Genomic DNA, 25,887 nt, shown 5'->3' with positions numbered 1-25,887 from the left:
TTTCAAACCGGAAAGTGTTTTGGGAAATACCGCGACAGCGAAAGCATGCAAACATCCCTGAATTCCCGACGATCAGCCACTTTGGGATACAACATCAAGCTGAGCCAGGCCCCATCTGACATCGCCTCTACAGCCCGGGCTGTTTTTTCCGGATCGAGATCGTCATAACCACCCTCGGCGATCAATTCACCACACAGTTGCAGAATTCGGTCGTACCTTTCATTGTCGTATTTATTGTGTATTTTCAAATAATTAGGGCGATACTTCGCCTGCCCCCAGAAAGCAAACCAGACAGCCAGGCGCTTGTGGGTGCAGATGCTTTTGTCAAAATCCGCTCGAATGATGGCAGCCAGCCTATGTGCGGCTGTAGGTTCCGCGGCGTCGTAAGATTTTAGCCAATTCTCATAGTGTTCTTGCGCAAGGAAACCCAGCGCAGCGTCATACAGTGCTTCCTTGCTGTCGAAGTGATAGTTCACAACGCCATGGGACAGATTGGCAGTTTCGGTCACATGTTTAAGCGTCGTGTCAGAAAACCCGCGCTTCGAGATCGAGTCTATGGCAGCCATAATCAACTGCAAGCGACGAACTTCAGGAGGTTCGGTGCGTCGTTTTTTCTGAAGCTCATGCGTCTCCAATTCAACTCTCCTCTCGTTCGGCCATCTGCCTGTCCAGCAAATCCGCCCTTTGTTGCCGGAACATAACGATAGCTGCGATAGCGACACAAATGGCGATCACAAGGATCATGATGGTCGCCAGTGCATTAATATCCGGCCTGAGGCCTAGTCGAATGCGCGAAAATATCAAAATTGGCAAGGTATTTGCACCTGGGCCAGTAACAAAACTTGCTATGACCAGGTCATCGAGAGACAGAGTAAATGCCAATAGCCAGCCGGAAATAAGGGCTGGTGTCAGCTGGGGGATTGTGATGGCAGTCAGAACTTTGAACGGTTTTGCTCCAAGATCGGCAGCCGCTTCTTCCAAAGTTTGCCCCACACCGGTCAAACGCGCCTGAATTGTCACCGCCACGTAAGCCATTGAAAAGGTAATATGCGCGATCGTAATCGTCGCGAAACCACGTTCTGCCGGCCATCCGATCAGCTGGTTTAGGGAAATAAAGAAAACCAACAAGGACAATCCGGTTATCACCTCGGGCATCACCAAAGGAGCAACCAACATTCCACCAAACAACGTCCGCCCCTTGAACCGCCCAAAGCGCACCATAGCCAGTCCAGCCAATGTGCCGAGCGCTGTCGCAAAAGTAGCGTTCACAACAGCAATTTGAAGACTGAGTGAAACCGCACTCCAGACTTCGGCGGATTGGAAGAGCTCTTTGTACCAACGCAGGGACCATCCTCCCCAAACAGGTACAAGTTTGGAGTAGTTGAATGAGTAAATGACCAAAAGGATCATCGGGATGTAAAAGAATGCCAATCCCAAGGTCAGCATGATGGTCAAAAAGCGGGAGCGTTTAGCGTACATTTATTGCTCCTCCGATGCTTTGCCCTGGTAGTGCTGGAACACCATGATGGGCAGCACTAGAATGATAAGCAGAACAATCGCCACCGCCGCAGCGACCGGCCAATCACTGTTTCTAGAGAATTCGTTGTAGAGAACCCGACCAATCATCTGCACGTTCCCGCCCCCCAACAGGTCGGGGATAACGTACTCCCCGGTCGCAGGGATGAAGACCAACAACGAACCAGCGACAATACCGGGCATCGTCAGCGGCAAAGTAATTTTGAAAAAAGTGTTCGTTGGCCGGGACCCAAGATCGGCAGCCGCTTCGTTCAGACTGTTGTCCAACTTCTCCATATTCGCGTAGAGCGGCAGGATCATGAATGGCATATAGGTATAAACGATCCCGATATACACGGCGAATTCCGTGTACAGCATGCGGATTGGCTCGTCGATTATACCCAGTGCTATCAGAAGATTGTTGATCGTGCCCTGATCTGCAAGCAGGCCCATCCATGAATAAACACGCAATAGGAAGGACGTCCAAAACGGAAGAATTATAGCAAACAACAAAAGCGGCTTCGCGACTGGCCCCGATCGTACAATTGCGTAGGCGATGGGGTAACCAAACAAGAGACACAAGAACGTGGAAGTCACTGAAATTTTGAGAGAATTTACGTAAGTATCAAAGTATAGGCTGTCTTCCCAGATGTAGACAAAATTGTCGAACACCAGACGGATCGTCATGATCCCGTCGCCCGTCCACTCAATCAAACTGGTGAATGGAGGGCTTGCAATCGCCAGTTCGGCCAAGCTTATTTTGGCGACAATAAAGAACGGCGCTAGAAAGAAAACGAGCAGCCAGAGGAACGGCACAACGGTAACGATCTGTCGCCATCTGTTTTGAATACGCCGCATGAATTGGCGTGATATCGGCAGTTGTTTAACCGGAAGCGGTTCAGGCATATCCTCCGTGAAATCCGTCATGAGTGGAGCAACATGGCGCTAGACGGATCCCAGCTGATTTTCACCTTGTCTTCCCAAGTTATTCGCTGTGTGGCATGCGTCGGACGAGATTGGTTGGGCATGGTGACGTCGAAGACTTCATCATTGGGAAGCCTTACCTTGTAGATCGATGTCTCTCCCAAATACCCAACGTCGTCGATAATTGCCGATGTCTGGTTAGGGCCTTCAGCAACCTCATCCGATTTCTCAAGTCGAATTTTCTCCGGCCTCAGCGCAACCCAAATCCTGCTGCCAACCTTCACCGAATGACCGTGATCAACAAAAACTTCGCAGAACCCGGTCTCAACCCGAACATGGTCTGCGCCGTCCTCGGTTACCCGGCCCTCAAAGATATTTGCTGACCCGATGAAGTCAGCGACAAAGCGGGATTCAGGGAACTCATAGATCTCTGTTGGCGTTCCAATCTGCTTGAAACGACCCGCGTCCATGACAGCCATTCTCGAGGACAAGGTCATTGCTTCTTCCTGATCGTGTGTCACAACGATAAACGTGACACCGACCTTGTCCTGAATGTTGGCGAGCTCAAACTGCGTTTGCTTACGCAGTTTTTTGTCAAGCGCAGCCAAAGGTTCATCCAAGAGCAGCAGTTTGGGGCGTTTGACTAAGGCCCGCGCCAACGCGACCCGCTGACGTTGTCCGCCAGACAATTGCTTGGGTTTTCTCTTTTTGAAATCTTCCAGCTCAACGAGCTTAAGGATGTCGTGAACCCTGTCAGCTAAGTCGAACTTGGGGACATGGTCCTGCTCCAACCCGAAGGCCACATTTTTTTCGACGGTCATATGCGGGAACAACGCATAGCTTTGGAACATCATGTTAGTAGGACGTTCGTAGGCTGGCACATCGGCCATATCAACACCGTCGATCGTGATCATGCCCGCATTCAAATCCTCAAACCCTGCAAGCATTCTAAGCAGTGTCGACTTTCCGCATCCCGATCCACCCAGAAGGCAGAATAACTCTCCCTTGTAGATGTCCAGATCGACGTTATCGACGGCAGTCACTTCACCGTATTTCTTGGTTACACCTCTGATTTGAACTAGGGGTTGCTGCTCTTTTTGCTCGAGCCAAGGTGCTGCACTGACAGTTGTGGAAACAGTCAATTTGGGCCTCGCAGTCTGCCAGTATGGATTGGAGGGTGCAGTAGCGATCCAATGGGAACCGCTACTGCACTTGCCAGTGTGAGTGGATCAATTTCCAGCCTTGAAGTCAGTCCAGGTGCGCGTCTGCAAACGCTCGACCTTGGGAGGAAGAACCGCAGTCGTATACATCTTGGCAACCTGATCTGATGTCGGGAAAGCGGCCGGGCTAGACGTGACGGCTTCATCAACCATTGGTTTGGCTGTCAGGTTGGCAGTCGCATACCAAGTGAAGTTACTATCATTAGCTCCAACCTCGGGTCGCATCATGTAGTTGAGGAAAAGATGTGCGTCTTCCTTGTTGGCAGCGTCTTGCGGGATCAGCCAGCCATCGATCCACAGCTGTGCTGTGCGATCACCTTCGGGCAAAAAGAAGTCTAGCACGACACCAGTACCGGCTTCAGCTGCACCGGACATCGCAAGAAGACCATCCGGGCCCCAAGTGGTTGAGACACAGAACTCTTTCTGAGGCATCCGCTGATAGGCATAGTTATCGAAGGTTTTGATGTACGGCCTAATTTCCGCCAGCATCTCCCCAACTTTCTCATAGTCTTCCTTGTTTGTGGAGTTCGCATCCAAACCCATATGCGCCAAAGCCATTGGAATGATGTCGCCCGGGGAATCCAAGAACGAAACGCCACACTTGGACAGCTCTTTCATGTGCACAGGGTCGAACACCATTTCCATCGATCCGATGGGGGCGTCAGGATAAGTCTCTTTCACCAATTCTTCGTTGTATGTGACCCCGTGCGTTCCCCACATATACGGAATGAAGTGCTGGTTGCGTGGATCCCACTCGCTGGCCAGCTGTTCCAAAATGGCCGGATCGATGTGCTTAATGTTATCGAGCTTCGACATATCAAGCGGAGCGACGATACCCGCCTTAATCAGCCGAGCTGTATCACTACCGGCATGGCTGACAACGTCATACCCGCTGTTTCCTGCTAATAACTTGGCATCGATTGCTTCGGAAGAGTCGTACGGATCATAGATAACTTTGATACCGTATTCTTTTTCGAAGTTCTCGATTGTGTCTTCAGCGATGTACTCCCCCCAATTCGTAACCTTCAACACACGCTCTTGCGCGTATACTGATCCCGAAATTGCAGTAGTCGTTACTACTAAAACTGTAATCCCGGCAACTTTCCTGATTGAGCTCATAATTTCGCTTCCTCTCCCTGAGTGGTGGCTGCAGCAGTTTCGCTTGCTTTATCTGCTAAATATTTTTCGAATGATCGCGCCCTGCACGGCGGGCACGCTCATGAAGTACCCCATCCCCTTCCAATCATCCCCTTCCAATCATTGTAGCTCTATCTGACTGGTCATTCAGAACGGTAGTATGATGAAAACGCTACTGTCAAGCTAAGCCGATCTAATTTTGATCATATCTCGATAAGCTATTAAATTTGCGTAAAACTTATGCAAATAAGGTGGAAATCACTATACCAATACAACTTCGAGACTCATTTCGAATCTCCGTCTGAATGATCATTCAGTCAGAAAATGTTGACGCACAAACCAAATTGAGCGACACCTACAACTACTCGAAGGGTGGTTGATCCAATAGAATAACCAAGATTGTAGGCTTGGATTCGCCTGCCTAGCTGAAACACTGACTGACCAAGTCAAAACTATGCGGATTGTTCTGATGCGTGACGAAGCCAGAAACATCGAAGTCCCCGCCAATTGGGACAGACGCGGGCTGCCGGGGTGGTGCTACCACAGTACTGCTCTTCTTGAGCTCGAGAAGAGCGAACTCTTCAAAACCCACTGGCAAATCGCCTGCCATATTTCGGATATTCCGGAACCCGGTAGCTTCCTGTGTTTTGACATGTGCGGCGAACGCGCTCTGATCTTGAAAGCTAACAATTCGGACATCCGCGCGTTTCTAAACGTTTGTCGTCATCGCGGTTCTCGGCTCGTGTCCAAAGAACAAGGAAAATGTGCGAACGCTCTGGTCTGCCCATTTCACGGCTGGGTCTACAATCTTGATGGAACGCTGCGTGGCGCCGCCCGCCCTGAGTCCTTCCCTGATCTCGACAAGCACGAGTTTGGCCTGAAAGAAATCGAAATGGAAATCTGGCAGGGTTTTGTCTTTGTCCGTTTCAAACCCGGCCCCCAGCCATCGGTAGCGGAACTTCTTGCCCCGATTGAACAGGAAATCTCTGCCTACAAAATGGCCGAACATGTTCCGACGAACGGGATATGGACGGAGGAAACGCCGGTAAACTGGAAATCAATCAGAGATGTCGACAACGAAGGATATCATGTCCCTCTCGCGCACCCTGCCCTTCAGGACTTATATGGCTCGACCTATGCAGACGAACCATACGTCGATGGTATCTCACGCTCCGATGGAAAATTCACTCCGACGAAGGGCCGTAGGTGGGCCGTTCGCAACTACAAGAAATTCACAAAGCCACAGTCTCACCTGCCTGAGCATTTGCACAAAACTTGGCTCTACTACGGTATATTTCCGAATGCAGTAATAGCGGTCACGCCTGAGACAACCCTGTTTTATCAGGAATTTCCGGTCACGACAGAAAAGTCTATCCTTCGAAGCGCAACATACCGAAACCCAAACGAAGACCGCCAACAAAAAGCGGCACGGTACCTTGCCGCACGGATTGATCGAGAAACAGTGGAAGAAGATATTCAGCTGACGATATGGTCAAACGAAGCCATGGCTTCAGAGGCTTTTGAGGGATTCTATCTTTCTGATCTTGAGTACGGCGTGCGCTCCCATCACGACCATTTGAGGAAAATACTACCCATCTATAACTCTGAAGTAACGCCCGGAGAGGATGAAGTTGCCTCGGTGAATGACGCATTGTCCACAGAGCCGAAATCGTGACTAAAGGTGTTTTCAAATCGTCAGAAGCAGAAACTCAAAGGCAGTTCCTGACAACGACTATCGGAACGCCTGGTTCTGGCGCCACAAGGTATGCTGCAGCGATGTATTTTTTTAAGATCGGCAAGCTTTCTGCCGAGATGCTGGAAGTATACCGAAGATGCAGCAAGTTTGACACGGAAGATCCGCTCGATCTGGCTAGATATGAGGGCGTTTCAATTCCAAAATTTGTTCGCGATTTAAGCTCAAACACCGACGCATGACTGCTTCTGCGCAAATGACAAAACTCTTGGACAATTCAGATCCCTGTAAGGTCTCACGAAGCCAAAGAAGCGAAAGCTCACTCCGGAAATTGTCTCTCAGGTCACTTTATTTGTTGGAGCGAAATCATTGAAAGCTCATGACTTTGACGTCGTTGTCGTCGGTGCCGGAGCTGCGGGAATCGCGGCTACTCGCGCTCTCAAATCGGCGGGTCTCTCGGTTGTCTGCGTTGAGGCATCCAACCGCGTTGGAGGGCGTACACACACGGATACGGAAATCTTTGGTGTCCCGTTCGACATGGGTGCGCACTGGATGCACACCGAACATGTAAACGCTCTGAAAGCCCCGGGTCTCGCACTTGGTCTTGATCTCTATGCGGCCCCGGACAACGCGACGACATATGGCTTGGAGAATGATGCCGCTCTTTGGGACGAGGTCGATGAAATTCATATCGCTATAAATGAGGCGGCGCGCATCGATGCAGAAATTGAGTCAAGCACCGGAATTCCAACAGATCGGTCCCTGGCTGATATTTGGGAAAACAAGGGAACTTGGTCCTTTACAGCAGCGATGACATTTGCGTTGTCGACTGCCAGAGATTTGCCGGACACATCGCTGCGAGACATTAGTGCCTGGGAAGGAGGTGACGACTGGTTTTGCCGTGAAGGCTTTGGACATCTCATTTCATGCACTGCACAGGGTCTTCCAATCAAACTGGACACCCCAGTCACAGAAATAAAATCTCTCACGGATGGCGTGCACATAACGACGGCTAAGGGCAAAATTAAAGCTCGCACCGTAGTCGTAACAGCTTCCGTTGGGGTCCTAGCCGAAGACATCGTTCGCTTTGATCCCCCGCTCGGACCCGACCGGCGGGCAGCGCTCGAGCTTGTCACAATGGGCGATTACAATCACGCGGGGCTACTTTTCCAACCCAATGCGTTGCCTGTGCAATCCGATGCTTGGCTGACATACCACTTAGAACCCGACGCGTCGGGCGTGGCCCGTGGTGGCGGTTTTCTTTGCAACATCTCAAACACCGGCCTAACGAGCTTTGAAAGTTCTGGAAGCTTTTCCAAAGACTTGCAGAAAGCAGGACCTGAAAGTGCTATAGAACACGGGCTCGAGACTCTGGTTGGCTTCTTTGGCACGGCCATCAGAAAGGACTTCATCAAAGGGTACGCGACCGCCTGGCGGAATGAACCCTATGTGCGTGGCTCTTACGCTGGAGCCAGACCCGGAGGCCATAACCAACGCGCTGTCCTACGCCAGCCTCATGCTGAGTGGGTGCACTTCGCCGGTGAAGCGACGCATCCTAACCAACAATGCTCGGTCAGTGGAGCCCACCTAGAAGGATTAAGGGCCGCGGAAGATGTATTGGCGCAGTTACGCTGAACAACTAGCGGTCAACTTGTTCCAGAAAGTGGAATAATCTTAGAATATCGATCAAACCTATTGAGAAAAGTCGCAAAGCTATGCCTCGCTTTTGCGTACTTAACCAGCAATTCAAGCCAAGCAATCCAGTTACAGACGAACGCCAAGGGCTTAATAATTTTGGCGCTCAATCTTGAATCCAGGATAGTGGCCCGCGAAAGCGCGAATAAGGCCTAAATCCTGAAATCCACATTTCTTTAAAACGTTTTGAGAAGCGAGATTCTGATGATTGGTCGTTGCGTAAATAGTTTCTACTGAAGCCTCCAGAAAGGCGAATTCAACGAGGCGAGCACAAGCTTCTGTCGCATATCCTGCACCCCAAGTTGACCGCTTTAGGACGAAGCCAATCTCAATATCTCGATCTGGCCATTGATCACTCTGGAGCATTTCAAACTCTGTATCCTCGGCGTCGGTCGGGAGCGGGAGAAGTGCGGCGTGGCCAATTTTTTCGTTTGTGGTTTTTTCAATCAAACACCAAATGCCAATGCAGCCGCTACCAGCGCGCTTTGTCACGACGGGCATTAGTTCGCGGATTTCTTCGACAGTGGAGACCTCCCCCGCAATGAAACGAACGACTTCGGGGTCAGTCCAAAGTGCCAATTCAATATCAATATCGCCCTCAACGAGAGGGCGGAAATGAAGACGCTTGCTTTGGAACTCCAATTTCATAGTCCGGACCATGCCCATTGTTGACCTTGTAAGAAAGGCTCCTGTGAGATTCAGAAACAAAAAGGCAAACTTCGCCGAACCAAGCTCTATTGCCAATTTGGGTATAGTTAAGACGTTCGCCGAAGTTCGGCAAATAACCACCAAAGCGGCCAATCCGCTCAAAGATTCAGGGCATCCACATCGAACGGCACGAGATACTCCTCATTCTCAGTGCTTCGGATCAGAAGTTGGTTTTCCAGAGTTTCGACGGTTCTTACCCTGGCTCCACTACGCCAACGGAGCGCACCGATGACGTGGATAATCTCAACTTGGCGATGAGGATCCAGGTGAATGGCACCACGCCCTTCTGGAAAACTGTCTTCGCCGGTCCCCAGAATGGGCAAGGCGGCGCCCTCCTCGATCCCTAGGCAGGCGAAGTGCCGGCTCGACCAGGGAGCATAATATCGACCACCGTTCGAATGCCACAGCATTGTCATCGGCAAAGCTTGAGCCGATTTAAGTGACAGGAATACGTCACCTTCTACAGGACGAATGACTGCGGTCCATCCCAATTGCTCGTCAGGTGAATCCAATCCAACGGCAAAATCTTCACTCTGTGAAGACCATGGGTAGTTGGACAAGTTGACACTGCCATCTTTACCGGGAAATGATGTCAACATTCGGCTTTCAGCCGGATATCGAAGTGCTGAATAACCCAATGCCGGATCAACTTCCTGCGCAGCCTTGGGTGTCCTCCAACACTGTTTTTGAGAGGTTTGAATGATCCCGCCATTGGGCAAAGATACATTGGCATGATTTGCAACCGGCACTAACCCCTCGCCACCAATGAACGTGTGGCGCTGGTAGATGAATGGGTGCCCCGGATGCAAAGTAATCTCTTTCTGAAGCCTTGCCCCAAAGACCGTTTTTTCGAGCTCAGCGCACAGATAGCTGCCCGTCTTTTCCTTAAGTATCCAACGTGAGTTTGGCGGCCACCCATGCAGCGGCGATGGCCCCTCGGTGGCCCCGAATGGAGCGCAGAAGAAATCACCGCCCAACTTTTCCAGATGAGGTGCTATGCCTTCGGGCAAAACTTCGTCTGTTCCGACCCAGGGTGCGCGATGCAGTGGTGAAATCTGTGCGCCACCGTCATTCACACTGAAGCTCTCAATCAACCCCAACTGCAAATCGAAGGAAAGCCGGATACCCGTTGCGGACAGGTCGATCACAAACTCCTCCTCCCCCGATAAATCATTAAACCAGCACCATTACACGACCATTCTCTACTTTGGTTTCGTAGGTACGGAGATCTTCACACACGGGCGCTCTAAGAGCTTTTCCCGAGCGATAATCGAATAGTCCGTTATGCTTGGGACACTCAATCTCATAGTCCATGACAAGCCCGCCCGATAAATGCACTTGCTCGTGCGTACATAGACCATCGGTGCAATAGAACTCATTGTTCAAACTACGATAAATTGCGTATGTCCGTTCCCCGTGATCCCAACGGACAACGTCTTCTTCGTCAACATCGTCTACGGCACATGCGTCAACCCAAGGCATTATGTTCCTCCCCGATCACTGATTTCTAACCCCGTGTTTCGCTCGGGAACTGCCCTATGCAGATGCTCAAGATAGGGACGGGCCGTCCGCGGGAGCGTCTTTCGCATGGCATGGTTCGGATCAACGCGCTGCTTCATGACGGAACCCATCATTTCCTTATAGCCGTCCCAAATCGAAGTGTTCGGCGGCGGAAGGTCGTCTTTGATCAGTTCATGAAGCTCTGGGAGAGCATAATACGGAACCATCGGGAACATATGATGCTCAATGTGGTAGTTCATGTTCCAATAGATCCAACGGCTGATCGGGTTCATATACAGTGTTCGGGAATTCAACCTGTGATCAAGAACGTTCTCTGCCAATCCTCCATGCTGAAGCAGCCCCGTCATCACAAAATGCCAGCACCCATAGACCCGAGGCCCCCCAATCAAGAGAATTGGGATCAGAGATTTCCATCCGGCCCCAGAGACAAACAAAACAAGTGAAACCACCAAAACAGCGGCGTAGACTGCAATGTGAACCCACGCCCAAAAGACCGCTTTGGGCCACTGGCTTTCCGGAATGTAATCCCGCTCTTCTTGCGACAAGTTCCCCATGGCATTTCGCATCAGAACTTTGAGCGAAGTCCACGTCTCAACAATCCCCACAAACGCAAGCGCTTTCAGGACGAGGCTGATCGGGTGCATCCACGCTATTTCCGGATCACGGCCAACAATGAGCGTATCTGTGTGATGTCGCGCATGGCTCCAACGCCAATTGACCGGGTTACGCATGATCTGGAAGGACGCGATGTGGTACACGACGTCGTTCATCCATCGGGTTCGAAAGGCCGTTCCGTGTCCGCATTCGTGCCAACGGCTGTCGCAGGCCGAGCCATACACGACACCGTATGCAAACCAGAAAGGCACGCAAAGCCAGCTGCCCCAGAAGTACAGGCCACCAGCCGCAAAAACAAAGTGCAAGGCGATCCAGATCACTGTGTCACGTATGGCCGGGGCATCCCGGCGCTTCATAAGCGATTTCAGCTTCTTTCGTGGAACCTCGCTGTGGTACCACTCTGCAGCCGAAAGGCCGTTTTCTATCGCTTGACGCGTGCTGTCACCGGTCAGAGAATAGTCCCGAACGGCAAGTTCGGAGCCAATGGGTGCGGTCGACTTACTCATTTCCCCTTTCTCCATCGCTCACAGTGTTTCCCGCGCGTCCTCATTGACTATAGCAAAGGCGCCTGAATTTTGGCTTCTCTAATTGGGCGGCGCAGAACTTGCACGTGTTACAAGTTCAACAGGAAGCGCTGATTTCGTTGGAAGAGCTTTGCCCGTGTTCGCCAACTTGCCCAGCAATACCTCTGCCGCACGGCGCCCCAGTTGATGCCGGTCTTGTCGGATCGTTGTCAGCGCGGGAACGTACGATCCCGACATTTCGATATCGTCGAAACCCACAACCGAAATGTCGCTGGGCACCTTCAATCCACCTGCGACCAGCCCGGAAATCAACCCAAAGGCAACCATATCCGCAGCGCAGAACACCGCTGTTGGGCGCTCATCCATTGCAAGTATTCGTCTGGCGGCCTCATGTCCGGACTCCAGCGAGAAGTCACCCCTGATGATCCACTCAGGCCGCGCTGGAAGCCCCAAGCGAGTCCGTTCTTCGACAACACCTTTACGCCGAGCGGTCGTCAGAACATTCCCGTCAGGCCCAGTGACATGCGCGATTTTCTTGTGGCCTAAATCATGCAGGTGCCCGATCGCTAGTCGCGCACCCTCGGCGTTGTCGCTGGAGATTACCGGAAAGGCCTCACCTTCCACCCATTCACATAAAAATACGATGCGGTCGCCTGCTCCGTATGTAACGCATTGCTGAAGTGCGGCCGACGATATTCCGCCATCCAATGAGATTGCGCCATCAATTCGACCGTCGCGAAAGTACCCAGCGAGGGTTTCCTCCTGCAACGGATTGCTTTCAGTGTCGGTGATCAGAACTGCGTAATCCGACCCGGCGAACCCTTCGCTGATACCAGCGAGTATGCCCGAATAAAATGGTTTCCCGAGGTTGGGAACAAGGATCAGCACTGCCCCTGCCCGTTGCATCCGTAGGTTTCGGGCGGCCTGATTGACGCGGTAACCCGTTTCGCGAACAGCTTCAAGGACGGCGACCCGCGTTGATTTTGACACGAGGTTGGGATTGGACAAAACACGGCTGACAGTGGCTGTGGACACCCGCGCTACACGTGCGACGTCCTGTATCGTGGCGGGTTTGGGTTTCTTGCTCATGGCCTGTCAGACGATTTCCAGCTTGACTCGAATCTGTTCTGATGCCGATTATGTAATCGATTACACAAATATGAAAGCTGCTTTTTCACAAAATGTAATCGATTGCAGACGCAATTTCGCCAAGTGGGGGGCCTGATGGTAACCGAAGCCAAACGCAAAAAAAGCCGAGCTCTTTGTTGACTTCGAAGGCCTCATTCGACTTTGCCGGGGCGAAGGTCCTGGTGATAGGCGCCAGCCGGGCCGGCATTGGCGCTGCTATCGCCAGAGCATTTCAGGACTCAGGTGCCGCAGTGGAAATTACCGGCGTGGAACCGGAATGCGCCGAAGTGGACGCGGCCCGCTTTACCTACAATCAACTGGATGTAACCGACACCGACGAAGTCTACGAATTCGCGGGCATGCGCGACCATATAGACGTTCTGGTCAATTGCGCAGCGATCACTCGACGCGGCGAGGAAATGGCGCCCGAATTCTTTTCCCATGTGTTGAACGTAAACCTGACCGGGTCGTTTCGATGCGCCGAAGCATTGCACCCTGCCCTTTCGGCCGCGAAAGGGCGCGTCATTAATGTGGCCTCAATGTATGCGCGCTTTGGGTCACCGCAAAACCCGGCCTACGGCGCGTCAAAAGCCGGTGTGGAACAACTGACAAAATCACTGGCGATTGCTTGGGCCAAAGACGGCATTCGCGTGAATGCCATCGCACCAGGGTTCATCGTGACCGCACAATCGGCACGCGCCCGGAAAGATGCCAGTTTCACATCCGCTGTCGAAGCGCGCACACCCTTGGCACGCTGGGGTCACCCGGAAGATATCGCTGGAACAGCCATGTTTCTCGCATCCGACGCTGCGGCTTTTGTGACCGGCACATGCCTGATCGTGGACGGAGGGTATTCGGTTGTTTGACAGGAACACATCATGAGTGACTTCGCGAAAATCCGCGCTGCAGTGATCGGGACCGGCTTCATAGGAACGGTCCATGTTCAGGCTCTTCGGCGCCTTGGCGTGGACGTAAGAGGTGTTCTCGGCTCATCACTAAAGCGCGGACAGGAACGGGCGCAAACAATGAGCGTGGCCCGCGCCTATGACTCTCTGGAAGATCTGTTGGCGGATGAAAACATCGATGTAGTGCACGTAACGACCCCTAACCACGCACACTATTCGCAAGTAAAATCGATCCTGGGCGCCGGCAAACACGTCATCTGCGAGAAGCCACTTGCCATGACGTCCGCCGAAAGCGCCGAGATGGTCGACCTTGCCAATGCGTCGGGAAAAGTTGCAGCTGTTTGCTACAACATTCGATTTTATCCACTGAACCAGCAGGCTCACGGAATGGTTCAGGCCGGGGATTTAGGTGATATCCGTTTCGTTACAGGACATTACCATCAGGACTGGCTTGCCAAACCCAGTGACTGGAACTGGCGGCTGGAAAGCGAAATCGGGGGTGCGCTTCGATCGGTCGGTGACATTGGAACGCACTGGGTTGACCTGACAAGCTTCGTTACCGGTTTGAAAGCTGCATCGGTCATGGCAGAGCTGGTGACCTTTATCCCGAAACGCCAGAAACCTCTCGGCTCGGTAGAAACCTTCACCAGCGGGACCGGTGAAACTGAGAGTAGGCCAATCGATACCGACGATGCCGCCATGATCCTTATTCGGTATGAGAACGGAGCGCGCGGCGTGATGAGCACGTCTCAGGTGAACATGGGCCGAAAAAACTCTTTGCAATGGGATATCGCCGGGGCAAAGGCCACCGCTGCGTGGGACAGCGAGAACCCCGACCATCTGTTCATTGGGCACCGCGACGGGCCGAACCAGACGCTGATGCGCGACTTTACTTTGATGAACCGCCCTGGGGTTGCAGCCGCCACATTGCCACCAGGGCATGTGGAGGGTTTCGCGGATTCCTTCTTCAACTTTTTTCGGGCGATTTATGCCGACGTCCTCGCAGGCGGACGCCAGCCGACCAGCACCTGGGCCACGTTTGAAGATGGTCACTACGAAATGCGTTTCTGCGATGCCGTTGTGAAATCGGCAAGCGAGAGTCGCTGGGTAGATTTGAGCGAGATTTGAGGGGGATGTAATGAAACTGGGCTTGCTGACTGCACCATTCGAACACTCTCAGTTGACAGAGGTGGCGGCCTGGGCCAGTGCCAATGGGTTTTCGGCCATGGAGGTTGCCTGCTGGCCGTCGTCCGGTGGCGAGCAACGGCGTTATGCTGGGACCAGCCACATCAATGTGGACAACCTTTCCGCCGATCAGGGCAATGAAATTGTCGGGCAGCTCGCCGATCAGGGGATAGAGATATCGGGTCTCGGGTACTACCCCAACCCGCTTCACGCTGATGCAGAGCATCGGGCCGAAGTTATTGGGCATCTGAAAAAGGTGATCACCGCTGCCGGGGTGATGGGCATCAAGGTCGTCAACACCTTCGTTGGCGGAGACCGCACTCTGCACCTCGACGCGAACTGGGAGCGCGCCACCGAAATTTTCGACCCAATCGTCAAGCATGCTCAAAATTCAGGAGTACGTCTGTGCTTTGAGAACTGCCCGATGATCTTCAGCTATGACGAATGGCCCGGGGGTCACAACATCGCCTACTCACCAAGAATCTGGCGACGGATTTTCGAGAAATGGGGTGACGCGGTCGGCATGAACTTCGACCCCTCACATTTGATTTGGCAATTCATCGATCAAACACGTTTCATCAAGGAGTTTGGCCCTCACATGGCTCATGTCCATGCCAAGGACGTGATGGTCGATCAGGACGGACTCTATGAAAACGGGGTGATGTCGACTGGAATGGGGTGGCAGATCCCGCGGCTCTGTGGGCTGGGTGATGTGGACTGGTCCGATTTCTTTTCCGGCCTGTACCGCGTTGGATACGACGGTTCGATCATCATCGAGCATGAAGACAGGTTGTTCGAAGGAACAGACGAGAAGGTCAAGCGGGGCTTCCTGCTGGCCCGGGACGTCCTGTCGCCATTCATCAAGTGAAGAGATTATCAAGTTTGCAATGACTAAAACTGGGAGGAAACTGAAATGAAAAACCTACTTTACGGCGTTGCTGCGATAGCAGTTTCTGCTTCTATTTCAACGGTGGCGATTGCGGACGGGCACAAGCAGTACACCATCGGCGTGTCCAACACTGTTCAGGGCAACGGGTGGCGTGAACAGATGATCTGCGCCATGCGTGCACAGGCCTTGGTTGAAAGCGATGTCACAAACCTGATCGTCGCGCACCGAAACACGGATTCAGCCGGGCAACTGGAAGACATCAACAATCTGATCGAAGCAGGTGTTGATGCAATTGTGTTGAACCCATCCAATCCTGACGCTTTGAATTCAGCACTCGAAAAAGCGATGGCGCAGGACATCGTCGTTGTTGCAGTAGATGCAGGCGTTTCAGCTGATGGCGCATATATTCTTTCAAACAATCAGGAAGAATATGCCTACCTTGGAGCCAAATGGCTGTTTGAACAGCTCGGTGGCAAAGGTGACGTTGTTTATATGCGCGGCATCGCAGGTGTGTCCGCCGATACAGACCGCGACAACGGATTTAAACGCGCGCTTGCTGAACACCCCGACGTCAACGTAGTGCACGAAGTTTTCACTGGATGGCAGCAAGACCAGGGCAAGCAACAGATCTTTGATTTCCTTGCCACCGGCATCCCATTTGACGGTGTCTGGACCAGCGGTATCGACAATGTAATTGTCGACGCGTTTACTGAATCCGGCGCGCCTTTGGTACCGATCGTCGGTGCGGATAATGCGGGCTTCGTTCAGTATCTGACCGAGGTCGAGGGATTGAATGGTGCGGCAGTGACAAACCCCGGCTCCGTCGGTGGTGCAGGCATTGCTTTGGCCGTGGACATCCTGAACGGCGAAGCCCCTGACAGCAAAACAGTCCTGGTAGACCCGGTACTTTGGGAAAACGCGACAGACGCGGGGCGCGAAACGATCAAAGCAGCACAGAATCCAAATCTGGACCCTGAGTGGCCGGTTTCTGTGACTGTTCCCGGCTGGACCGACTACACAATGGAACAAATCATCGACTGCAAGGGGCCTGGCGAAGGCTGATCCCAATTGACTAGCCTTCCGCCCTTAGCTGGGCGGAAGGCAAATCCAATACACTTAGTATTCAAGGGCTTCCATGAACAGCACACCACTTCTCGACGCGTCTGACGTCGCCAAAAGTTTTGGCGCTGTACATGCCTTAACCAACGCCCATCTTACGGTCGCTGAAGGCGAGATCGTCGCCTTGATGGGCGCCAATGGCGCCGGCAAGTCCACGTTTGTCAAAATAATTACAGGCGCTCTAAGACCTGATGCTGGCCAGGTATTAATCCGAGGTAAACAAGCACTTGTCGGAAGCCCTGCCGAGGCGCGCCATTCCGGCCTAGTGCCGGTTTATCAGGAACCGTCGCTCATTCCTGATCTCGACGTGTCCGACAATCTCAGGCTGACCGACACACCGGTCGAACAGTTCCGAGAGTGGGTTTCTGAGCTTGGCATCGAAGACTTGAAGCTGTCCGCAATGATTAGCGACCTGCCTCTCGCCACACTTCGCATCCTTGATTTGGCACGCGCACTGGCTCTTGAACCTGACGTTCTCTTGTTGGACGAAATGACGGCTGCACTGCCTACGGATCTGGTTGAGCGTGTTTTGAAGACCGTACAACGCAAAGCAGATGACGGCATGGGTGTGATCTATGTTTCCCACCGCTTCACTGAAATCTCGGAACTGTGCGACCGAGCCACGGTGCTACGAGATGGCATGTCCGTTGGGGATCTCGAAATCGAACCCGGCGTCGAAGAACGCGTCGTCGAATTGATGTTGGGACAGAAGATAGACATCGGAAAGCGTGCGGTTCTCAAAGCAAATGGACCGCAAATAAAGACACCCCGCCTAAACGTACATTCGCTGGCATTTGAGCCCAGTTTCTCTGACGTTTCGTTCGACTTGTACCCCGGTGAAGTATTGGGAGTCGTGGCACTAGAAGGTCAGGGGCAGGACGAGCTTTTCGAGGTTTTGGCAGGCTTTGACAGGCCAACGTCAGGATCCATGAAAGTGAACGGGCAGCCGGTTAGTTTTTCCCATCCCGCCGACGCCATTGCCGCCGGGCTGACCTTTGTACCGGGCGATCGTTCCGATGCCCTGTTGGCGCAACGGTCAGTGAAAGAAAATATCGCTTTGCCATTCTCAGCCCGCATCAAAAACTGGGGGCCGATAAAACTCCGTCACGAGCGTAACCGGGTCGCCTATGCGGTCGAGAAACTGCAGATCGACACACGCGCCAAAGGCGAAGTGCAACGACTTTCCGGAGGAAACCAGCAGAAAGTTACCATCGGCCGCTGGCTGGCGACCGGTGTTGAAACCTTACTGTTATTCGACCCAACCCGCGGCATAGATGTGCGCACGAAACGCCAAATATACCCCTTGGTGCGAGAGTTAGCGGATCAGGGCGCAGCGGTTCTATTCTACACATCTGAGTTAGAGGAAATCCCGCTGGCCTGTGACCGTGCAGTCGTGATCTTCAACGGGCGTGTTGTCGACGTGATAGACGCCGCAGACGCAGATGAACAAACACTGATGCGGGCGGCTTACGGGCTGACCGAAACGGAGGGCGCGGCGTGAACGGGGCCATCCGAAAACACGCGTGGGTCATGGGTCTGGTTGTGCTTCTTGTGCTCCTTCTGACCATCACAAAATTGATACAACCCACGTTCGGAGCGTCCGGGTTGGAGAGTATCGCCCGCGCCGCCCTGCCCTTTGCTTTCGCAACTGCCGGTATGGCTGTCGTCGTAATCGTCGGAGGCATCGATTTGTCCGTCGCATCGATGATGGCCGTGTGCGCTGTGACTGCTGCCGTATTGATGGAACGCATGGCCGGTGTGCCAGCCCTGATTATCGTTCTGGGTGTCGGACTTTTGATGGGGCTGATTAATGGCCTTCTAATCGTGGTAACTCGGGTGCCCGACATCGTCGTTACTCTCGCCATGCTTTTTGTGTGGGAAGGCGTTGCGTTATTGATCCTCGAGACACCCGGCGGCGCGACGGCAGACTGGCTGGAGCAGACAATCCGCGGTCATTTTCTATTCGACGGGCTGCCAAAGGTGCTTATCGTTATCGTCTTAGGCATCGCGGTGATCTGGTTGCCGGTTCGGCGTTCCAAACTTGGCCTTTCGATCTATGCAACTGGGTCGGACGAGTTGGCCGCCTTCCGTTCGGGCGTTGCGGTCGGAAGTACGAAGATTGCTGCCTACGCGCTTTGCGGTCTGTTTTGTGCCATGGGTGGATTAAGTCTGGCCGCCCTGACCGGAATTGGCGAACCGGTACCGGGCCCATACCTCATGGCCTCTGTCGCCGCGGTGGTTCTTGGCGGCGTCGTGCTGGGCGGCGGCAAAGGCGGCCTTCTTGGCCCAATCATCGCCGTATTCATTCTGCGGATCATCCGAACGATCCTGACATTGCTGGCCGTCGATCCAAATGTGACCACCATTATTGAAGGCACGATTATGGTTCTCGTCGTTATGCTAGGCACGGCGGCTTCACTAAAGGGGGCCCGCCGATGAGTATGGACGCGACAGACCCGCCGATCGCCCGCTTTGGTCGGTATCTTCGGGACAACCCGATCATCCCTCTCTTGATCTTCCTGTTCCTGATGATCGCCGTGCTCGAGGTATTACGGCCGGGTATCGTCACCCCGGTCCGGGCCGGTCGAGATGGGTTGATATCAACCTTTTGGGTCGGCAACCTGATCAAGTTCGCAATTCCGCTGGCCATGCTAGCCGCCTGTCAGGTGCTAACAATGCTGACCGCAGGAATAGACTTGTCCGTAGGGGTGGTTGCCACCGTATCAGCTTTCGTCTGCGCAACGCTGAGTGCGATCTGGGGCGTCACACCTGCAGTATTGATCGCGCTGTCCGCTGGCCTTGTTGTTGGCGTAGTAAATGGCATCGGCGTGGGATTGGTCCGGGTCCATCCGTTGATCATGACGCTTGGAACAGGATTAATCGCAACGGGATGCCTGCAGGTCTATCAACGGCTGGTCATAAATGCAGGAACAGAAATCCCCACTTTTCTTGCCTGGCTCGGAACAGGCCGAACGGCAGGGATGCCAAACGGCCTTTTTGTATTCATCCCCTTCGCACTCTTTATTCTTTGGCTCATGCGCTATACCGGATTTGGCCGATTGCTGTTCGCACTGGGCTCCAACGAACAGGCTGCGAAGCTATCCGGGGTTCGAGCCTGGCAGGTCTATCTGGCGCTCTACGTATTATCCAGTTTGATCGCCGCGCTAGCGGGTTTGCTCTATCTCGGCATGATCCGCCAAACGTCGCTGAGTCTCGCCAATCCGTTGTTATTGCCTTCGGTCGCTGCAGCGGTGATTGGCGGCACATCGATTTTCGGAGGTCGTGGTAGTTTCGCAGGTGCGATTGTGGGCGCACTAATTCTGCGTGTGCTGGATACTATGTTAACTTTGATGCAGATGCCGGAAGGTGCACGTACAGCCCTGTTTGGACTGATCATCCTCGCGGTTACCGCACTCTACGTCAGGATCACCGGCACACGCTAAGGGAGGTTTCCAATGGCCAAATTCCGGATCGTCGGCATCAGTTTCGATCACATGCACATGGGTGATTTGCTGCGGATGGTGCAAGATCATCCTGACGCAGAAATCGCTGCGGTCTTTGATCCGGATCGGGATAAAATGCAGGCGGCAGTGACGGCTTTCGACATTCCCGAAGATAGGGTGTTTACGGACTTCGACACATGCATGGCAGCGGGTCCTTACGACATTGCTCTTCTTTGTGTGGCGACAGCTCAGCACGCGGAATTTACTGAACGGCTGGCCCCGCATGACCTGCATGTTTTTGTCGAAAAACCCTTTGCTGCATCCGCGGATGATGCGCGCCGCATGATGGCCGCGATGAACGAAACAGGCAAACAGCTGATCATCAACTGGCCTTTGCGATGGGTTGAAAGCCACGTGACGGCCAAACGGTTGATAGATGAAGGGATGATCGGCGATTTGCGCGAAGTTCATTTCTACGACGGAAATCGGGGACCGTTGTACCATCTGGCCGACAAAGTTGAAGTGACCGCCGAGGAGGTTGAGCGTCAGAAACCGAACTCCTGGTGGTATACGCGTGCATCTGGTGGTGGATCATTGTTAGATTATCTTGGCTACGGAGCGACGCTTGGAACCTGGTACATGGATGGAAGAGCGCCGATTGAGGTAACATGTACGGTTGACGAAACACCCGGTATCGAAGTCGACCAGCATGCCATTGCCGTTTGCCGTTATGAAACCGGGCTATCCAAAATGGAAACACGCTGGGGCACCTTCACCGACCCGTGGACCACGCAGCCTCAGCCAACCTGTGGATTTGTCTTTGTGGGCACAGATGGCACCATTTCATCGCCTGATTATGCCAGCCACCTAACAGTTCAGACCCGCGCCCGACCTGAAAGGCACGAGTTTCCAGTGACCCCGCTTCCAGTTGGCGAACGAAATGCGATCGAATATGTGCTTGGCTGCATTTCCAAAGGAGCCCCGGTCACAGGGCCGTTGGATCCCGCCCTTTGTCTGACCGCGCAACGGATCGTCGATACCGCGCGTCGTTCGGCACGCGAAAAACAAACACTCCGGTTGCTGTCATGAGTGGGGACAGTGGCGATACGGACCAGTACGCTTTGAAATCAGCCAAGAAGCGGGACATCCCTGCCCCGGGTTTGCCGTATACGCCGCCGATGCCTCAGCACTACAAGCCCCGGATCGGGGTAATTGGTACGGGCGGAATTTCTGCAAGCCATCTTGATGCCTACCGAACGGCCGGCTGGGACGTCGCCGCAATCTGGAACCGGACGCGGGCGAAGGCCGAGGAAAAGGCCGCTGAGTACTGTCCGTCTGCCCGCATCAAAGATGACTGGCAGGCACTTCTTGCAGATCGTGAGATTGACGTTATCGATATCACCCTCCACCCAGAACATCGCGTGCCAATTATCAAAGCTGCCTTGCAAGCGGGCAAACACGTGCTTAGCCAGAAGCCATTTGTTACCGACCTTGATCAGGGCAAGGACCTTGTGAAGCTGGCGGATGATCAGGGTGTGAAACTCGCGGTAAACCAAAATGGTCGCTGGGCCCCGCACCTGTCCTGGATGCGCGAGGCGGTTTCAGCCGGATTGATCGGCGATGTTCTGTCTGCCCACATCTCAATTCACTGGGATCACGGATGGACTGCAGGTACTCCGTTTGACGAGATTGACCACCTGATACTCTACGATTTTGGGGTGCATTGGTTCGACTTTCTTACGTCCCTGGTCGGAGACAGGGCCGAAAGCGTATTTGCAACCGCTACAACTGCGCGCGGCCAGGCAAACAAAGTCCCTTTGATGTCGCAGGCATTGGTACGTTTGGACCAAGGACAAGCAAGCTTGGTTTTTGACGGGGGCGTGCCTTATGGCCCTCGAGACACAACATACGTTGCGGGCACGACCGGCAGTCTGACATCAGACGGGCCGGATCTTTCGACACAATCTGTAACGCTTGAGACGGCGCATGGCATCGCGCGCCCAGCGCTCAACGGACAATGGTTCAACGACGGTTTTCGTGGCGCAATGGGAGAGCTTCTTTGTGCAATCGAAAACAATCGAGAGCCTACAGTTTCTGCAAGAAACAACCTGAGGTCATTGGCCATCGTTTTCGCGGCAATTGCATCATCCGAACGCAACAGAGAAATCGAAGTAGGAAGCGTTAGAACAGCCAGAACCTGATTGAGTGCTGGCTGACAAATTCGAACCAATCTCAGCTAGGCCAGTAAAGCGGCCCCATATGCTGCGTCAAGTTCGCGCCATTCGGCCGGAGCGGCGGTGCGTGTCAGCTTGAATGAGGCTCTGCTAGCCAGCGATCTTTCCTGCCTGAAGTTGTTGTAGACGGAGGACTGGACGGAAGCGAATTTCTGTATTGGTTACGAAACCCAAACGTAGGCTTGTCCTGCCAGTTCAGCTTTAGTCTTAGGCTAAAACTAACGCGCGACCTAACTCTCTCTGACACCCACACCCCATGGTGCTGAACGATCTTTTCTTTCGCCGTGCCGTAGTGCCCTAGGATTTGTAGAGACCAGGCACCAATCCTTCTGATAACTCTTTCAGCAGGTCCGGTGCTGTTCCCGCAGGTTGAATTGGGCCGTAATACACATCGTAGGTTCCACCTAGTTTAGCAATCAGCTCTGACACGTACCTTAAGGATGCCACCCTGCGTCCGAACTCGTCGTTTCCCCCACCGAGTAGCGCCGCCAATCGTCGAGTTCGGTAGTAGTGCCGCGAATTACGCATGTTCGCCGAAGCCGGGACTATCGGCGCTCCGCTTTCTGCGGAAACACGAGCAACCCCGGTTCGCCATTGCGGCTCGATCAGAAAATGCCAGCGCAGAACGGTTGATGAAACTGGCCGCAGCGAAAGACGCGTTCGTGATTTACGGTCATTGCCCGAAACAATGGCCCAGCCTACGACAAGCTCCAGAGACGTATAGCTAAGCTTCGCTAATGAATCGAGCCTATGAAGATTTTGTCTTTGGATGACATTGACTATACTCCTTCACAGGCTTCCAAAACCAAAAAGTGGAGACAAAACATAGATTTGCAATTCGACCACATTGAGTTCGTACGAGATATCCAGTCACTAAGGTTGGGCAGCCAAAGTTGATGCGCTTATGAAGAAACGCTGAGATTATTTTGCAAGTTCAGTTAGACATTCACAGGCTGAATCAGTGTCCCTAAATACTCTCTTGTCTTACTGTCCCATTCTGCGGGATTTTCTCCGTGTGCAACCTGCGCATGAAGCTCAACCAACTTCCAGACTTCGTCTTTAGTTTCTGCCACAACGCTGGCTGGACAAGCTTCCATTCCTTCACAATCTCTACAGGCGTAAGAAAAAGCGTTCGCCATGGTTTTCCCTCCCTAGCTGAATGAGCTTAGCAGGTTTGCAAAAAAAATGCCGAATCCGCCATTTGAAGGCGCGATAGGTAACGCGCCAAAGTAAACTACTGCTTTCGGGCTCACAGCAGTCGTTCGCTGCACTTTGCGTGGACGACTGCTACGCGGACTAAACCAGTCATCCTGGTCATGGCTTTGGAAGATATATTACTAACAATAATTAAACCGGCCGATTGGTAAATTGGTAGCGGGTGCCCCGGCAGATAATGTGGTAACTACTGAAAGCGACCCAGTTGGAGTGGTTGGCATGATTTGACTGGTCCGGTTTGATTGTAGTGCATGACTGGTCCATCGGGACAATGGTATCTAGTGCCGACGGAAGATAGCCCTATGCGCTGTGTGGTCTTTTGGTGCTGTAGTGCTTTCTCTTATTGAGAGCAAAAAGGATCCGGTCTGCACGTCAGAAACAAAAAAAACACATAATAGTTTGTAAATTAAACAATTTTCGGATTCACTCTGTTCATTCCCTTTCCATATCCATCTTATCGAACCTAATTTTCTTTTACTTTTAATTAATATCATATTCATCTTCTGTTATTTAATCACCCAATTTGCACCAAATTAAAGACGGAATTCTCCTCTACGCTATCCCCTCATTCTTAGCTGCTACTGGAGAACGCCATGCTCGATATTCTGCCCCCGACAGGTGCACGGCAATTTCGCCGTGACGAGAGCGGTTCACTCACCATTTTCGCCCTCTTGATGTTTTTGTGCATCGTCGCCCTTGTGGGCATCGGCATAGATTACATGCGCTTTGAAAACGAACGAGCGGACTTGCAATACACGCTGGACCGAGCTGTTCTGGCCGCGGCGGACCTTGATCAAAAGGAAGAACCGGAAGCCGTCGTTCGTTCGTACCTGGAAAGCGCGGATCTTTTGGAACATGTGACCAGCATCGATGTGGTCAACGACGTTGGTTATCGTGAGGTGTCGGCGACAGCCATGTCCGAGTTCCCGACCCAATTCATGCACCTTTCCGGCGTCGATTCACTGATTGCTCCCGCGGCAAGCACTGCCGAGGAAAGCGTCGGTTTGGCAGAGATCTCAATTGCCATGGACGTCTCGACCTCAATTGACCTGCCAGCACTGCAAGCTGCTACGAAAAGCATCATTACAAAGATTGGAACAAAAAACGGGACGTGGAGCAACGAGGTTTCATTCTCACTGATCCCATATTCCAGCCAGGTGAACGCTGGCGCGGATTTGCTGAAGTACTACAATCTCGACCGGTTCCATGACCACTCGCACTGTGTCAACTTTATCGACAACGAATTCAGCAAGCCTGATCTTTCTCTGACCAGGGTGCTGGAACAAACGGCTCATTTCGACCCTTATACTGAGACAAAAGAGCCGATTGAACATCCTGTCTGCCCAATCCGCGATGGATCGGCGATCCTGCCCTTCCAAAACAATGAAACCGTGCTTCATGACTACGTCGACGGCCTCACCAAGCTCGCCAATCCGATTGTGGACGAGGACTCGGGCCTGGACAATGGCGCGAATTGGGGCCTTATCCTGCTGGATCCCGGTACACAGCCGGTCATCGAGAACCTTGCCACCCCCGTAGTTAAAGGTGGTGACGGTATCGTTCCGGAAATATTCGACAACCGTCCTCTGCCTTACAACAGCAACGTCCTAAAGGTTCTGATCCTGGTTTCCGATGGTGACAATACTGACCAGCACATGCTCAACCCGTCGAGACGCACCACGATGTCGGATATATGGTACAACGAGGACGCTGATCGTTTCTCAGTCTTCCAATCAAATGGCGCCCCTATGTACTGGTGGCCGCACGACAACAGCTGGCAGGATCACGCCTACGGCGAGGGAAGCTCGCGATGCACAACCAAGGGCAGCAAAACCGAATGCGTGAATGAAGCCGAACCTGGCAACGCGGTACAATTGTCCTACGTTCAGCTGCTGAAGAACGTGTCTTTGGAATACATCGAAAACAACATCTTCACTCACTCGGCAAGTGCCTATGGTCAATGGGAATCCAGTGCGTTCAGCAAGAAAACCGCGGTTGCCAAGGATCAGCGCACCAAACACGTGTGCAAGGCCGCCAAGGATGAAGGCGTGATTGTCTTTAGTGTCAGCGTCAACGCCCCGGCGAGCGGCCAAAAGGTACTGGAAAATTGCGCAAGCTCCGCCAGTCATTACTACGATGCGTCGGCCCCTGACCTCACAGATGCCTTTACCTCGATTGCATCCTCTGTCCGTATGTTGAGGTTGACACAATGATGCG

At 52.9% G+C, this 25,887-nt stretch carries 24 protein-coding genes; 13 read left to right on the top strand and 11 right to left on the bottom strand.

Annotated features, from left to right (window positions below):
• Positions 1 to 2: 2 nt before the first annotated feature.
• From RUE5091_RS04975 to RUE5091_RS04955, 5 genes are all read right to left on the bottom strand, one after another.
• Positions 3 to 566 carry a TetR/AcrR family transcriptional regulator gene (locus tag RUE5091_RS04975; RefSeq protein WP_131726275.1) on the bottom strand — a complete coding sequence of 188 codons (564 nt, stop codon included), beginning with the start codon at positions 564 to 566 and terminating at the stop codon, positions 3 to 5.
• 70 nt (positions 567 to 636) lie between these two features.
• Positions 637 to 1,479 carry an ABC transporter permease subunit gene (locus RUE5091_RS04970; protein ID WP_058280802.1) on the bottom strand — a complete coding sequence of 281 codons (843 nt, stop codon included), beginning with the start codon at positions 1,477 to 1,479 and terminating at the stop codon, positions 637 to 639.
• Complete coding sequence (locus tag RUE5091_RS04965; protein ID WP_243470722.1) at positions 1,480 to 2,373, bottom strand: ABC transporter permease subunit; 894 nt, start codon at positions 2,371 to 2,373, stop codon at positions 1,480 to 1,482.
• A 65-nt stretch (positions 2,374 to 2,438) separates the two neighbouring features.
• A complete protein-coding gene (locus RUE5091_RS04960; RefSeq protein ID WP_058280801.1) occupies positions 2,439 to 3,581 on the bottom strand; it encodes an ABC transporter ATP-binding protein in 1,143 nt (380 codons plus the stop codon).
• 87 nt (positions 3,582 to 3,668) lie between these two features.
• The gene (locus RUE5091_RS04955; protein WP_058280800.1) at positions 3,669 to 4,778 is read right to left on the bottom strand and encodes an extracellular solute-binding protein; all 1,110 of its coding nucleotides are present in this window, start codon (positions 4,776 to 4,778) and stop codon (positions 3,669 to 3,671) included.
• Between the two features lie 487 nt (positions 4,779 to 5,265).
• Here RUE5091_RS04955 and RUE5091_RS04950 point away from each other — a divergent pair, with 487 nt between their 5' ends.
• The 3 genes from RUE5091_RS04950 (at position 5,266) to RUE5091_RS04940 (ending at position 8,124) form a co-directional block, all read left to right on the top strand.
• Positions 5,266 to 6,471, top strand: a complete 1,206-nt coding sequence (locus RUE5091_RS04950; RefSeq protein WP_058281090.1) for an aromatic ring-hydroxylating oxygenase subunit alpha — start codon at positions 5,266 to 5,268, stop codon at positions 6,469 to 6,471.
• Entirely contained in the window at positions 6,468 to 6,731 is a 264-nt protein-coding gene (locus RUE5091_RS04945) for a hypothetical protein (RefSeq protein ID WP_058280799.1), read from the top strand. The genes RUE5091_RS04950 and RUE5091_RS04945 overlap by 4 nt, the downstream gene beginning before the upstream one ends.
• A gap of 127 nt (positions 6,732 to 6,858) precedes the next feature.
• The gene (locus tag RUE5091_RS04940; RefSeq protein ID WP_058280798.1) at positions 6,859 to 8,124 is read left to right on the top strand and encodes a flavin monoamine oxidase family protein; all 1,266 of its coding nucleotides are present in this window, start codon (positions 6,859 to 6,861) and stop codon (positions 8,122 to 8,124) included.
• Positions 8,125 to 8,274: 150 nt separating this feature from the next.
• Here RUE5091_RS04940 and RUE5091_RS04935 read toward each other — a convergent pair whose 3' ends face one another.
• From RUE5091_RS04935 to RUE5091_RS04915, 5 genes are all read right to left on the bottom strand, one after another.
• Positions 8,275 to 8,832: a GNAT family N-acetyltransferase gene (locus RUE5091_RS04935; protein ID WP_207383719.1), complete on the bottom strand. Its 558-nt coding sequence runs from the start codon at positions 8,830 to 8,832 to the stop codon at positions 8,275 to 8,277.
• 158 nt (positions 8,833 to 8,990) lie between these two features.
• On the bottom strand, positions 8,991 to 10,040 hold the full coding sequence (locus RUE5091_RS04930) for a hypothetical protein (RefSeq protein WP_058280796.1): 1,050 nt from the start codon (positions 10,038 to 10,040) through the stop codon (positions 8,991 to 8,993).
• A 25-nt stretch (positions 10,041 to 10,065) separates the two neighbouring features.
• The gene (locus RUE5091_RS04925) at positions 10,066 to 10,374 is read right to left on the bottom strand and encodes a MocE family 2Fe-2S type ferredoxin (RefSeq protein ID WP_058280795.1); all 309 of its coding nucleotides are present in this window, start codon (positions 10,372 to 10,374) and stop codon (positions 10,066 to 10,068) included.
• Positions 10,374 to 11,534: a fatty acid desaturase family protein gene (locus RUE5091_RS04920; RefSeq protein ID WP_058281089.1), complete on the bottom strand. Its 1,161-nt coding sequence runs from the start codon at positions 11,532 to 11,534 to the stop codon at positions 10,374 to 10,376. Before RUE5091_RS04920 ends, RUE5091_RS04925 begins: the two co-directional genes overlap by 1 nt.
• A gap of 78 nt (positions 11,535 to 11,612) precedes the next feature.
• The gene (locus RUE5091_RS04915; protein WP_058280794.1) at positions 11,613 to 12,641 is read right to left on the bottom strand and encodes a LacI family DNA-binding transcriptional regulator; all 1,029 of its coding nucleotides are present in this window, start codon (positions 12,639 to 12,641) and stop codon (positions 11,613 to 11,615) included.
• Positions 12,642 to 12,817: 176 nt separating this feature from the next.
• Here RUE5091_RS04915 and RUE5091_RS04910 point away from each other — a divergent pair, with 176 nt between their 5' ends.
• The 9 genes from RUE5091_RS04910 to RUE5091_RS04870 all read left to right on the top strand — a co-directional run bounded on the left by RUE5091_RS04910 (position 12,818) and on the right by RUE5091_RS04870 (position 22,422).
• Positions 12,818 to 13,546, top strand: a complete 729-nt coding sequence (locus tag RUE5091_RS04910) for an SDR family NAD(P)-dependent oxidoreductase (protein WP_058280793.1) — start codon at positions 12,818 to 12,820, stop codon at positions 13,544 to 13,546.
• A 12-nt stretch (positions 13,547 to 13,558) separates the two neighbouring features.
• Complete coding sequence (locus tag RUE5091_RS04905; RefSeq protein WP_058280792.1) at positions 13,559 to 14,713, top strand: Gfo/Idh/MocA family protein; 1,155 nt, start codon at positions 13,559 to 13,561, stop codon at positions 14,711 to 14,713.
• 10 nt (positions 14,714 to 14,723) lie between these two features.
• Positions 14,724 to 15,638, top strand: a complete 915-nt coding sequence (locus RUE5091_RS04900; RefSeq protein ID WP_058280791.1) for a sugar phosphate isomerase/epimerase family protein — start codon at positions 14,724 to 14,726, stop codon at positions 15,636 to 15,638.
• Between the two features lie 45 nt (positions 15,639 to 15,683).
• The gene (locus tag RUE5091_RS04895) at positions 15,684 to 16,721 is read left to right on the top strand and encodes an ABC transporter substrate-binding protein (protein ID WP_058280790.1); all 1,038 of its coding nucleotides are present in this window, start codon (positions 15,684 to 15,686) and stop codon (positions 16,719 to 16,721) included.
• A 73-nt stretch (positions 16,722 to 16,794) separates the two neighbouring features.
• Positions 16,795 to 18,279: a sugar ABC transporter ATP-binding protein gene (locus RUE5091_RS04890; protein ID WP_058280789.1), complete on the top strand. Its 1,485-nt coding sequence runs from the start codon at positions 16,795 to 16,797 to the stop codon at positions 18,277 to 18,279.
• The gene (locus RUE5091_RS04885) at positions 18,276 to 19,217 is read left to right on the top strand and encodes an ABC transporter permease (RefSeq protein WP_058280788.1); all 942 of its coding nucleotides are present in this window, start codon (positions 18,276 to 18,278) and stop codon (positions 19,215 to 19,217) included. Before RUE5091_RS04890 ends, RUE5091_RS04885 begins: the two co-directional genes overlap by 4 nt.
• Positions 19,214 to 20,221 (top strand): ABC transporter permease, encoded by a 1,008-nt coding sequence (locus tag RUE5091_RS04880; RefSeq protein WP_058280787.1) that lies wholly within the window; start codon positions 19,214 to 19,216, stop codon positions 20,219 to 20,221. The genes RUE5091_RS04885 and RUE5091_RS04880 overlap by 4 nt, the downstream gene beginning before the upstream one ends.
• Positions 20,222 to 20,233: 12 nt before the next feature.
• Complete coding sequence (locus tag RUE5091_RS04875; protein WP_058280786.1) at positions 20,234 to 21,310, top strand: Gfo/Idh/MocA family protein; 1,077 nt, start codon at positions 20,234 to 20,236, stop codon at positions 21,308 to 21,310.
• Entirely contained in the window at positions 21,307 to 22,422 is a 1,116-nt protein-coding gene (locus RUE5091_RS04870; protein WP_058280785.1) for a Gfo/Idh/MocA family protein, read from the top strand. The genes RUE5091_RS04875 and RUE5091_RS04870 overlap by 4 nt, the downstream gene beginning before the upstream one ends.
• 971 nt (positions 22,423 to 23,393) lie before the next feature.
• On the opposite strand, the gene RUE5091_RS22525 is transcribed toward RUE5091_RS04870, so the two are convergent.
• Positions 23,394 to 23,594, bottom strand: coding sequence for a DUF1059 domain-containing protein (locus RUE5091_RS22525; RefSeq protein ID WP_082643551.1), 201 nt, complete (start codon positions 23,592 to 23,594; stop codon positions 23,394 to 23,396).
• 669 nt (positions 23,595 to 24,263) lie between these two features.
• Here RUE5091_RS22525 and RUE5091_RS04865 point away from each other — a divergent pair.
• The gene (locus RUE5091_RS04865) at positions 24,264 to 25,883 is read left to right on the top strand and encodes a TadE/TadG family type IV pilus assembly protein (RefSeq protein ID WP_082643550.1); all 1,620 of its coding nucleotides are present in this window, start codon (positions 24,264 to 24,266) and stop codon (positions 25,881 to 25,883) included.
• Positions 25,884 to 25,887 lie beyond the last annotated feature (4 nt).

It is taken from the genome of Ruegeria denitrificans (assembly GCF_001458295.1).
GTDB lineage: Bacteria > Pseudomonadota > Alphaproteobacteria > Rhodobacterales > Rhodobacteraceae > Ruegeria > Ruegeria denitrificans.
This window is presented reverse-complemented; position numbering and strand designations above follow the sequence as displayed.